This is a genomic window from Pseudarthrobacter sulfonivorans, from assembly GCF_001484605.1.
In the GTDB taxonomy this organism is placed as follows: domain Bacteria; phylum Actinomycetota; class Actinomycetes; order Actinomycetales; family Micrococcaceae; genus Arthrobacter; species Arthrobacter sulfonivorans_A.
In genome coordinates this window covers 2,549,594-2,560,085 of the sequence record NZ_CP013747.1, presented here as the reverse complement: position 1 = coordinate 2,560,085, position 10,492 = coordinate 2,549,594, and the positions used below count along the sequence as shown (strand labels likewise).

At 67.4% G+C, this 10,492-nt stretch carries 9 protein-coding genes and 1 pseudogene; 2 read left to right on the top strand and 8 right to left on the bottom strand.

Annotation, left to right across the window (positions count from 1 at the left end; all coding sequences use genetic code 11):
* Positions 1 to 156: 156 nt before the first annotated feature.
* The 8 genes and pseudogenes from AU252_RS11450 to AU252_RS11415 all read right to left on the bottom strand — a co-directional run bounded on the left by AU252_RS11450 (position 157) and on the right by AU252_RS11415 (position 7,612).
* Positions 157 to 336, bottom strand: coding sequence for a hypothetical protein (locus AU252_RS11450; RefSeq protein WP_058930816.1), 180 nt, complete (start codon positions 334 to 336; stop codon positions 157 to 159).
* The gene (locus AU252_RS11445; RefSeq protein ID WP_058930815.1) at positions 333 to 1,697 is read right to left on the bottom strand and encodes an NtaA/DmoA family FMN-dependent monooxygenase; all 1,365 of its coding nucleotides are present in this window, start codon (positions 1,695 to 1,697) and stop codon (positions 333 to 335) included. The genes AU252_RS11450 and AU252_RS11445 overlap by 4 nt, the downstream gene beginning before the upstream one ends.
* 11 nt (positions 1,698 to 1,708) lie before the next feature.
* A complete protein-coding gene (locus AU252_RS11440) occupies positions 1,709 to 2,800 on the bottom strand; it encodes an LLM class flavin-dependent oxidoreductase (protein ID WP_058930814.1) in 1,092 nt (363 codons plus the stop codon).
* Positions 2,797 to 3,660, bottom strand: a complete 864-nt coding sequence (locus AU252_RS11435) for a DUF1684 domain-containing protein (RefSeq protein ID WP_058930813.1) — start codon at positions 3,658 to 3,660, stop codon at positions 2,797 to 2,799. The genes AU252_RS11440 and AU252_RS11435 overlap by 4 nt, the downstream gene beginning before the upstream one ends.
* Positions 3,644 to 4,765, bottom strand: coding sequence for an LLM class flavin-dependent oxidoreductase (locus AU252_RS11430; protein WP_058930812.1), 1,122 nt, complete (start codon positions 4,763 to 4,765; stop codon positions 3,644 to 3,646). Before AU252_RS11430 ends, AU252_RS11435 begins: the two co-directional genes overlap by 17 nt.
* A complete protein-coding gene (locus tag AU252_RS11425; protein ID WP_058930811.1) occupies positions 4,762 to 5,790 on the bottom strand; it encodes a transporter substrate-binding domain-containing protein in 1,029 nt (342 codons plus the stop codon). The genes AU252_RS11430 and AU252_RS11425 overlap by 4 nt, the downstream gene beginning before the upstream one ends.
* 11 nt (positions 5,791 to 5,801) lie before the next feature.
* A pseudogene (locus tag AU252_RS11420) lies at positions 5,802 to 6,599 on the bottom strand (amino acid ABC transporter ATP-binding protein).
* Positions 6,596 to 7,612: an amino acid ABC transporter permease gene (locus AU252_RS11415; RefSeq protein WP_058930810.1), complete on the bottom strand. Its 1,017-nt coding sequence runs from the start codon at positions 7,610 to 7,612 to the stop codon at positions 6,596 to 6,598. Before AU252_RS11415 ends, AU252_RS11420 begins: the two are co-directional and overlap by 4 nt.
* Before the next feature lie 310 nt (positions 7,613 to 7,922).
* On the opposite strand from AU252_RS11415, the gene AU252_RS11410 reads away from it, so the two are divergent.
* The gene (locus AU252_RS11410) at positions 7,923 to 9,896 is read left to right on the top strand and encodes an FAD/NAD(P)-binding protein (protein ID WP_058930809.1); all 1,974 of its coding nucleotides are present in this window, start codon (positions 7,923 to 7,925) and stop codon (positions 9,894 to 9,896) included.
* 123 nt (positions 9,897 to 10,019) lie between these two features.
* Positions 10,020 to 10,490: a GNAT family N-acetyltransferase gene (locus tag AU252_RS11405; protein WP_240484398.1), complete on the top strand. Its 471-nt coding sequence runs from the start codon at positions 10,020 to 10,022 to the stop codon at positions 10,488 to 10,490.
* Positions 10,491 to 10,492: the final 2 nt, after the last annotated feature.

Here is a 10,492-nt window from a genome sequence, read left to right as displayed (position 1 = left end):
TCGAAAAGGATGTCAGGATAGGGTCCGTTCCGCGCATTTTGAACACGCCTTTGTGCCAGTCCCAGATTTCAAAATGACACATTTTGGCGGCTGTGACCCCGGTACAAGTGCCTCGCCTTCACCTAGCGCTCCTTCTGGAATCCACGCAATAAACTCTTACAGCGGCTGTTCCCACACCGTCAGCTGCAGCCTGACCGCGCCACCGTCGGGCACGTGGCCAGCGTCGGGGAGGGCGGCAACGTCCCCAGCGCCGCCGCCGTCGAACACCCCAATGTAGCTGCAGCGCACCGTCCCCCACAGGCGCTGCCACAAGCCGCCGGGGCGGTCCGCGCTCATAAAGCGCGGGCCGCTTCAACCGAACGAACGGGAGTTGCCAGGGCCAGGTTTTCACGCAGGGTGCTGCCCCGATACTCCGTCGGGTAGACGCCGCGTTCCTGCAATTCCGGCACCAGGTGGTTCACGATGTCATCCAGGCCGGACGGGATCAGCCACGGCGAGATGTTGAAGCCGTCCACCGCGCCGACCCGTGCATATTCAGCCAGCTGGTCCGCCACCGCGGAGTACGAGCCTGTGAACGTGGCGTCCACGCGGGCTGTGCGGGAGGTGACGAACTGGCGGATGGAGAGGCCCTTGTCCTTGGCCTCTGCCCGCCACTGGTCCGCCAGCTGCCGAGCTTTGGCGCCATGGAAGCCGCTGCCGCGGGTCTCGGAGGTTTCCTCCACCACAGGATCAATCTCCGGGAGCGGCCCGTCCGGATCGTATGCCGACAGCTCGCGGCCCCAGAACTGCTCCAGGTAAGCCACGGCCTGCTGCGGACCGATTTGCAGGCTGCGCACCCATTCCTTCTTCGCCGCAGCCTCGTCAGCCGTGGGTGCCAGGATGAATTCGCTGGCCGGCATGATCTGTACCGCGTTGGCTCCGCGGCCCGCGTTCAGCGAGCGTGCCACGAGGTCCTTGCGGAACTCGACGGCGGCATCGAACTTCGGGTGGGCCGAGAAGATGACGTCCGCCTGGCGGGCAGCAAAGTCACGTCCTTCCGGGGAGTCGCCGGCCTGGAAGAGCACGGGCCGGTACTGCGCGCTTCGAGGCAGCCGGGGAGTCACGTCCACCGTGTAGTGCTGCCCTTCATGGAGTACCCGGCCCGCGGGTCCCTCCGCAGTTTCCCAGGAATCCCAAATGCGCTTGGCCGTCTCCACGAATGCTTCGGCGTGCCTGTAACGGTCGGCGTGGTCCAGGTATCCCCCGCGCCGGAAGTTGGCACCGGTCCAGGCGTTGTCCGTGGTCACGATGTTCCACGCGGCACGGCCACGGGAAATCAGGTCGAGGGACGAGAGGCGGTGTGCCAGGTCGGCGGGGTCGTTGTACGTGGTGTTCTGGGTGGCCACCAGGCCGATGTTTGTGGTCACGGAAGCTAACGCCGCGAGCATGGTCTGCGCATCTGGTCGGCCCACGACGTCCAGCGCATGCGGCCTGCCGAGGTGTTCCCGCAGGCGGAGGCCTTCGCCCAGGAAAAACGCGGCGAACAGCCCCCGCTCGGCCGTCTGCACAATACGGCGGAACGATTCGAAGTCGGTCTGCGAACCGGATTCGGCTGCCTTCCAGATGGTTCCGGAGTTGACGCCCTGGAAAAAGACGCCGAACTGCAGCTTGCCCGTCGGCACAAAAACGTCGGATTGAGCTCCGCTGTGCTGTGTCATTGGTCTTCCCCTTAGTTTCCGGCGGCAGTGGCCGCGGATGAGTCTGTGTAGCGGCTGGCCGGGCGCGTAAGTCCCAGCAGGTCCCGGAAAGTGCCGCCAGGGACCGGGGCACGCAATGCGCCGCGGCGCCGTAGTTCGGGCAGGACCAGCCGTGAAAGTTCGTCCAGTTCCAGGGCGAGCGACGCCGGGTGGAGGCGGACGCCGTCGGCCTCCACCAGTAGGGACTCAAGGAGGTCAGCCAGGCCGGCAGCAGTGCCGGCGTAACGTGCTCGGCCACTTTCGGAGCCGGCCGCGCGGTCGGCGGCGGCCAGCCCGCGGGAGTCCAGGACCACGTCGAGCTCGGCGACTACCGCCACCGGCGCTCCCAGACGGCTTCGAACATCCCTGATTTCGGCGGCGAGCAGTTCGGGGGTCGGTGCGGTGACGAGCACGGCGTCAACGCCGTCCGCCGAAACCTGCCCCTCGCCCACCAGCGACGCGGCAGCAAGCACCGGCAGCTGCCCCTGCAACGGCCGGGGAATGATGGACGGGCCCTTGACCGAGTAGCCGGCCCCGGCAAAATCCGCCGGTGTTTCAAAGTCCGCATGGTGCAGCTTGTCCACGTCGATGTACCGGCCGGTGGCGACGTCGCGGATGACGGCGTCGTCCTCCCAGGAGTCCCACAGCCGGCGGGACACCTCAATCGAAGCGGCGGCTTCCTGTGCAAGGGCGGCGCCGGTGACGTCGCTGCGCCCGACGGCGGCTGCCGCCTCCGGTGATTCCGCTGCGGTTGCGATCCACCCGGCACGGCCGCCGGAGACGTAGTCCAGGCTCGCGAGCTGGGTAGAGACGTGGAACGGTTCGGTGTGCACGGTGTCCACTTCGGGAACCAGGGCGATGCTCCGGGTTACCGGCCCGGCGTAGGCGGCGCGCTGCAGGGCGTTGGTCCGCCCCGCAACGGGCGCGTCGGTGAAGGTGGCAGCGTGGAAACCCGCGGATTCAACGGCGAGGACGGCTTCGGCGAGGCTCGCGAAGTCCCCGCCATCCCACCCTGCTCCGTCAAGTTCGATCGCCAGGAATCCGGTGTGTCCCGCTTCGGTGGCGTGCTCTTCCGTTGTGCTCACTGCTGGTCCTGACGTTCGTAGGGGATCTGCTCGCCGGCTTCGATGGCCACGCTCAGCCGGTTCTCAGCCGGCGGCAGCGGGCAGGTGGCCAGGTCGGTGTAGGCGCACGGCAGGTTCACCGCGCGGTTGAAATCCAGGAGCACTGTCCCGTCCGGGCCCGGCGCCGCGACCGCAAGGGAGCGGTTGGCGGCGTAGGTGGTCTTGCCCGACGTGGCATCCGTGAACAGCACAGACAGCGTGCCGGGCGTGTGACCATTGAACGCAGTGAGCGTGAGATCCCGTCCACCGAGGCGGAAGCGGATCTCGCCCGGCGCCTCGTAAACGTGCTGGATGCCTTCGACGGCGGCACCCACCGTGGTGGAGCGCGGCACGTCGAACGGCACGAACGTGCCGGTGACGGCGAAGGCCGCGTCGGGTTCGTAGGCCGGCGTTCCGTTGTACGCGGTCAGCAGCGCGTTTTCAGGGTGCCGCGGGCGGACTATGTACTCTCCGCCGCGCTTGGCCAGTTCGACGACGGTCTCCCCCGACGTGAGGTTGATTCCGTCCCGTTCTGCGATGGATCCGAAGGAGACGGTGCCGCCGGCACCGCCCGGGTTCAGCTCCTTGCCGTCCCGGCGCAGGCTTTCGCCTCCCGACAGAACCACCGTGACGGCGTCGTCCTTAACGCTCCAGGTTCCCGGCACACCCTCCAGGACATCGGGCGCGGAACCCAGCCAGTGCAGGTGGGTGACGGCCAGGAAGCCGTGCGGGTCGGCGCGGTGCCCTTCGTGGGCCGTGTGCCACTCCTGCCAGGCATCGGCGAAGGACACAGTGAAGGGCGCGGCATCCGTGTCGATGTCAGTATCAGTGTGCGTAGGCATGATTGCTCCTGTTGGCGTTGAGGGCGGCGGATTCGGGTCGGCTGCCGTAGGGGTCCTCGGTCTCCCACAGGGTGGTGGGGGCGGCTGCCCGGACGGCTGGGATGACTTCGAGAGCGAACCGTTCGAGGATGTCCAGCTGCTGTCCGAACGGCAGCGTGGTGGGCAGGGAGATCGACTGCAGGTCGTGGCCGTAGAGCGAGTGGTAGCTCAGGATTTTGTCGATCACCTGTTCGGAGCTGCCCACCAGTGCCGGACCTTCGGCAACGGCGTGCTGGATATCGCGGAAGGGCGAGTTGTTCCCGGGGACGTTGCGGTTGGCCGTCAGTGCCTCGTAAACCGGGCCGAACTGGCGGATGGCTTCCTGGGTGGTGTCCGCGATGAAGACTCCGCCGGCGCCGCTGCCCGAACCCAGGTATTGCTGCTTCGGGTCGTGTCCGTGACGCTCGTACTCTGCACGGTAGTGATCGATCAGGGCCTGGTAGTTTTCCCGCGGCTGGATGGCGTTGGCGGTGAAGAGCGGGTCGCCCCATTTCGCGGCCAGCGCGGCGGACGTCAGGGTTGTAGCAGACCCGTGCCAAATCCGGGGCGGGCCGGCAAACGGACGCGGCGTGGTGGTGGTCGGTTCCGTCAGCGGCGCGCGGAAGCGGCCGGACCAGGTAACGCCTTCCTCGCGCCAGAGCCGCCGCAGCAGCCCGTACTTCTCGGCCAACAGGTCCCACTGGTCCGCCAGGTCAAGGCCAAAAAGCGGGTACTGCAGCACTTCGTTGCCCTTGCCGATCACCAGTTCCAGCCGGCCTCGGCTCAGCTGGTCGATCGTCGCATAGTCCTCGGCCACCCGCACGGGATCCAGCACGGCGAGCACGGTGACGCCGCTCTGCAGCCGGATCCGGTCGGTGACGGCGGCGATGGCCGCCAGAACGGTGGTGGGCGAGGAGGAAATGAATTCACCGGCGTGCCGCTCCCCTACCGAGAAGCTGTCGAAGCCGAGTTCCTCCGCCCGGCGCGCCGTTTCCACCACCTGGTTGAGCCGGTCCGCCGTGGAGACAATCTCACCGGTCAGGGGATTCTCGAGGTGCGGGATGATGTCCAGGACCTGGAACTTCACTTGGCTGCTCCGGCCTGGCCAGCTCCGAAGTTGGCCTCGTTGATGGTCTTGGATTCCGGCAGGGCCTCCTCGGAGAGCCCCCAGCGCTCCAGGACTTCGGCGTACGAGCCGTCCTTGATGGCGGAGTTCAGCGCCTCCGAGAGCACGGGCGCGAGGCCGTTGCCCTTGAGTGTGGTGGCGGCCACCAGCGTTTCGGAGGGCCAGCCGGCGTTGACCTTGCCCACGATCTTCAGGTCGTCGCGGGTGTTCTCGCGGTACACCGTGGACGGGTACGGGGCGATGTTCAGGTCGGTCCGGCCGGAGGAGAGCGCCAGGATGGTGTCCGCGTCCGAGGAGTAGTACTGCAGGACGGCCGGCGCCTTGCCCTTGCCTTCCAGCTCGGCATTCCACGCCAGCAGGATCTTTTCCTGGTTGGTGCCCGAGCCCACGGAAATTCTCAGGCCGGAGATGTCATCCGCGCCCTTGATGTCGTAGGTCGCGGACTTCTTGGCCTCGTAGCCCATAAACGCCGCCCGGTACGTGGCGAAGTCGAACAGCTTCACGCGGTCCTTGTTGACGCCAACATTGGAGAACACGGCCTCGAAGTCCCCGGACTGGGTCTTCAGCGGCCAGTTTTCCCAGGACGTCACCTGGATGTCGAGTTCCAGTCCCAGCTTGTCCGCCACCAGCTGGGCGATGTCCAGTTCCGAGCCGATGGCCGTTTTGTCGTCCGTCGCGTGGAAGGACAGCGGGATGGAGCCCGCCGTGGTGGCCACGGTCAGCTTGCCGTCCTTGCCGATCAGGTCCGGCACCTGCGCGGCGAGCGCCGCATCCTTCTCTGCCCGGACCCGCTGCTGGTCCGGGGAAGTGTTGTACACAACACCGTTGCGGGCCGCCGTCGTCGACGCATCAGTCGCACCGGAAGCTGCGGCGCCGGGATCTGAGCAGGCGGACAGCGCTGCGGTGCCAAGAAGTACGACGGCGGGCAGGGCCACTAGGGAGCGCACCCGGCCACCGCGGCGGTTAAGGTCTGTGAAGAAAGCCATGGGAAGTTCCTTTAGATGTTGAAGGCCGGTTCGAGCACCTTGGAGAGGAAGCTCCGGGTGCGTGGTTCCTGCGGGTTGGTGAAGATCTGTTCCGGGCTGCCCTGTTCCACGACCTGGCCCTCGTCCATAAACACCACGGTGTCCGCCACGTCGCGGGCGAACCCCATCTCGTGGGTGACGATGATCAGGGTGGTGCCGGACTTCGCGAGTTCGCGGATGGCATCGAGGACCTCGTTCACCAGCTCCGGGTCCAGGGCGGAGGTGGGCTCGTCGAACAGCAGGATTTTCGGGTTCAGGGCCAGCGCACGGGCAATGGCCACTCGTTGCTGCTGGCCGCCCGACAGCTGCCGGGGGTACGCGCCGGCTCGGTCTTTGAGGCCAACGCGGTCCAGGAGTTCCAGGCCGCGGCGGCGGGCTTCCTCCTTGGACCGGCCCTGCGCGACGACGGGGGCCTCGGCCACGTTCTCCAGCGCGGTGAGGTGCGGGAAGAGGTTGAAATTCTGGAACACCATGCCGATTTCGGTGCGCTGCTTCAAGATCGCCTTTTCACGAAGCTCGTGCAGGCGCTTGCCCCGGACCTCATAGCCCACCAGCTTTCCGTCGATGGCGATGTGCCCGCCGTCCACCTTTTCCAGGTGGTTGATGGTTCGCAGGAGCGTGGACTTGCCGGAGCCCTACGGGCCTACGATCACGGCCACGCCGCCTGGCTCAACGGTCAGGGTGATGCCCCTGAGGACCTCGGTGGCTCCGAAGGATTTCCGGACTTTGGTGATTTCCACGAGGCCGCGGGTGGCAGTGGCGGTGCTCATCGGGGGCTCCTTGCGCGGTTGGTTGCCTCGGCGTGCGTGGCGAAGAATTTGCGGGCCTTCTGGAGCGGCGTCAGCGGCAGGGTCCGGACGGCGCCCTTGGAGTAGTGCCGTTCGATGTAGTACTGGAAGACACTCAGGACGGAGGTGATCACCACGTACCAGAGCGTGGCCACCAGGAGCAGCGGCAGGACCTGCTGGGTGCGGTTGTAGATGACCTGCACGGTGTAGAACAGCTCGGAATAGGCCAGGACGTAGACGATGGAGGTGCCCTTGACCAGGCCGATGATCTCGTTGAACGCCGTGGGCAGGATGGCCCGCATGGCCTGCGGCAGGACAATCCGGGTGGACCGGCGCCAGGCCGGAATGCCCAGCGCGGCTGCGGCCTCGAGCTGCCCCTGGTCCACGGACAGGATGCCGCCGCGGATGATTTCCGCCGAGTAGGCGGCCTGGTTCAGGGTCAGGCCCAACACTGCTGCCGCAAACTGGCTGATCAGTGTGGTGGTCTGCACCTCGAAGAAGCGGACATCCGTGAACGGGATGCCTAAGCTGATCTTCTCGTACAGATAGCCCAGGTTGTACCAAAGGAGCATCTGCACCAGCAGCGGAGTGGAGCGGAAGATCCATGAAAACGTCCAAGAGACGGAAACCAGCAGCGGCGAGGCGGACAGCCGCATCAGCGCGAGGATGAAGCCCAGGACAAACCCCAGCAGGCCGGAAATGGCCGTCAGCTTGAGCGTCTCCAGAAGCCCGTTCACTACGGACTGGGCGGTGAACCACTGCGCCACCACGCCCCACTCCCAGCGCGGGTTGGTGGCCAGCGACCACGCGATGGCAACAATGCCGAGGCCTACCGCTGCCGTTCCCACCCAGCGCCACGGATGCTTCGCGGCCACCAGGGGGAACCCGGAGTAGTCGGTGGCCGCCGCGGTGGGCGCAGGCTCCGCGGCCTGCCGTGCTTGTGCTGACTGTGCTGACTCTGCCGGCTGGGCCACGTCGGTTGCTGCTGAACTCATGCGCCACCTCGCTTCTGATGCGTCGGGATTTTCGGTGCCGGAACGGGTTGCTCCAAGCTGCTGGCTGCCAATCTAGGGCGGTCAGGAAAGGGGCAGCAAGGCAGCAGGTTGCATAACTTCACCCGGCTTCGCACAGCGTCATGAGTCGGTTTCTTGCGTCTCTTGACCTGCTGTGACGCGGAGTTAACGGGCATTACCGGCCCGTCGACCGCCGCCGTCAACGCTGCCTAGCATGGGCACTCGGCCACCCGTCCGGGCGGCCCCGCCCACACCGCCCACACCGCCCACACCGACCCGATCAGGAGCCACCATGCCAGCGAACGCCCCCTCGGTTGTCTTCATCGGCGGCGGTCCGCGGGCGGCAGGCGTGCTGGAGCGGCTGGCCGCCAACCGCGACGAACTCTTCCCCCGCCCGCTGGACCTCCACGTGGTGGAACCGTATGAGCCGGGTTCGGGGCGGATCTGGCGCTACGACCAGCACCCCGGCCTCATGCTCAACTCGGCCGCCACGGATGTCACCATGTTCACCGATTCCTCCGTGGCATGCGAGGGCCCCGCCATCGACGGGCCCGGGCTCGCCGAATGGGCCGCCGGCGTCCTCGACGGTTCCGTCACGGACGTACCGGATTTCCCCCTCGCCATCCGTGAGCAACTGCATGCCCTCACGGGCGCCATCTTCCCCACCCGCCAACTCCACAGCCAGTACCTCGAGTGGTTCTTCCGCCGGGCTGTTGCGAAACTCGGCGGGACGGTCACCGTCCACCGCACCACCGCAGTGGCCATCGAGCGTGCCGGTGACTTCTCCTCCACAACCGCGGACGACGCCGGCACGCACCTTGTGCGGCTGGCCAACGGCGGGACGTTGCGGGCCGACGTCGTGGTCACCGCGCTAGGCCACACGGACTCACAGCCGGATGCCGCGTCCGCCGGCTGGTCCGGCTTCGCCGCCCGGCACGGCGCCTTCCATGCGGCACCGAGCTACACCACCGACGTCGACTATTCAGCCCTCGTCCCCGGCCAGGACGTCATTGTGGCCGGGATGGGCCTGGCGTTTGTGGACCTGATGGTGCTGCTGATGGAAGGGCGCGGCGGCCGGTTCGAGGAAACACCCGACGGCGGCCTGCGGTACCGGGCATCCGGCAGGGAACCGCGGCTGTGGGCCGGTTCGCGGCGCGGAGTGCCCTACCACTCCAAGATTTCCGCGGCCCTGCGCGGCGAGGTTCCCGGCGGCCTGCGCTTCTTCACCGCCGCCGCCGTGGACGCACTGCTGGAGCGTCATGCCGAGCTCGATTTCCAGGACCACCTGTGGCCCCTCATTGCCAAGGAAGCCGGGTATGGGTACTACCGGGAGCTGTTCACCGGCAGCCCGGACCGCGTGAGCGCCGGCTGGCCGGAGTTTTCGGGCCGCTTCGCCGAGCTGGACTGGTACAGCACCGGACGGGAGGACCTGGTGGCAGCGGCCGTCCCGGACCCCGCCCTGCGCCTGGACCTCGAGGCCCTGGACCGGCCCTTCGCCGGGGCGTTGTTTGGCGGATCCGCCGACGTCCAGGAGGCGGTGGCCCGGTACATCGAGCAGGATCTCGCCCTCCGCGACAGCCCGGACCATCCGGAGACGCTGGCCCTCTTTGTGGCGCTGCTGAAGGTGTACATGGACCTGGGCCGGCTGGTCCCGGCCGAGCGGCTCAACGCCCGGTCCCAGCAGACCGTCCACGGCTGGTGGCATGGATTCTTCAGCTTCGTGGACTCCGGGCCGCCCCCGCGCCGGCTGCGCGAGATGCTGGCCCTGCACCGGGCCGGGCTGCTGCGGTTCCTTGGCCCGGGCCTTAGCGTCATGGCGGATGAGTCCACCGGCGAGTTTGTGGCTACGTCCCCGCAGGCAGGATTTGCCGTCCGGACCGCAGCGTTCATCGAAGCGCGGCTGCCGGCGACATCCGTGGCCCGGTCGCTCAACCCGATATTGGCGTCGCTCCATTTGTCCGGGCTGGGAAGCGAACAGCAGCTGCTCACGGCGGACGGCATCCACTCCACCGGAAAGCTGCTCGTCTCGGACCGGCACGAGCTGCTGGACGAGCAGGGTAGGGCTGGAGGCCGGCTCTTCGGCGTGGGGCCGGGAACATCCGGCTGGGGTGCCGGCGCCTTTGCGAGGCCCGGCACCAATGCCGCCCCGTTCCGCGAAAACGACGCCCTGGCCAGGACTGTCCTGGGCGTCGCGGCAGAGCTGGCCTCGTCCCGCACGGCCGGCCAGGCCGCACCTGCCGAAGCCGCCGCCGTCGGAAGAGCCTGAACAATGAACGTGAAAACCAGCATCCCCGCCAGCCCGGCGGCACTGACCCCGGACGCCCTCACACAGGCGCCACGGAACCCGGCGGCACTGAACAGGTCCGAACTCACCGTCCTGAACCTACCCATGCACGATCCGCGGGTCCGCCCGCTCCTGGATGAACTGGCCGTGGAATACGATTCCCGCTACGGTGACCTCTTTGGCCGCGGAGCAGCGGCCGACGAACTCAACCGCTACCCGGCGTCGGAATTCAAGGGACCGGGCGGCGCGCTGCTGGTGGTCCAGGAAAACGGCGGGTCCATAGCCGGCGGCGCGTTCCGCCGGTACGACAACGAGACGGCGGAGTTCAAGCGGATCTGGACCCACTCGGCGCACCGCCGCCGCGGGCTCGCCCGTTTCGTCCTCGCGGAGCTGGAGGCGCTGGCCGCCGGCAGGGGCTACCGTCGAGTCTTCCTGACCACCGGTCCGCGCCAGCCTGAAGCCAAGCACCTGTACCTCACCTCGGGTTATGAGCCGCAGTTCGACCTGGACCAGGATCCGGAGATCATCAGGTCGCTCGCGTTCACCAAGAATCTCCCGGCGGCCCCGCTAAGCTAGCG

What these genes read in the sequence shown, in the direction of transcription:
- AU252_RS11450 (WP_058930816.1), bottom strand. Translation starts at nt 336, where the DNA reads ATGAGCGCGGACCGCCCCGGCGGCTTGTGGCAGCGCCTGTGGGGGACG.
- AU252_RS11445 (WP_058930815.1), bottom strand. Translation starts at nt 1,697, where the DNA reads ATGACACAGCACAGCGGAGCTCAATCCGACGTTTTTGTGCCGACGGGC.
- AU252_RS11435 (WP_058930813.1), bottom strand. Translation starts at nt 3,660, where the DNA reads ATGCCTACGCACACTGATACTGACATCGACACGGATGCCGCGCCCTTC.
- AU252_RS11425 (WP_058930811.1), bottom strand. Translation starts at nt 5,790, where the DNA reads ATGGCTTTCTTCACAGACCTTAACCGCCGCGGTGGCCGGGTGCGCTCC.
- AU252_RS11415 (WP_058930810.1), bottom strand. Translation starts at nt 7,612, where the DNA reads ATGAGTTCAGCAGCAACCGACGTGGCCCAGCCGGCAGAGTCAGCACAG.
- AU252_RS11410 (WP_058930809.1), top strand. Translation starts at nt 7,923, where the DNA reads ATGCCAGCGAACGCCCCCTCGGTTGTCTTCATCGGCGGCGGTCCGCGG.
- AU252_RS11405 (WP_240484398.1), top strand. Translation starts at nt 10,020, where the DNA reads ATGCACGATCCGCGGGTCCGCCCGCTCCTGGATGAACTGGCCGTGGAA.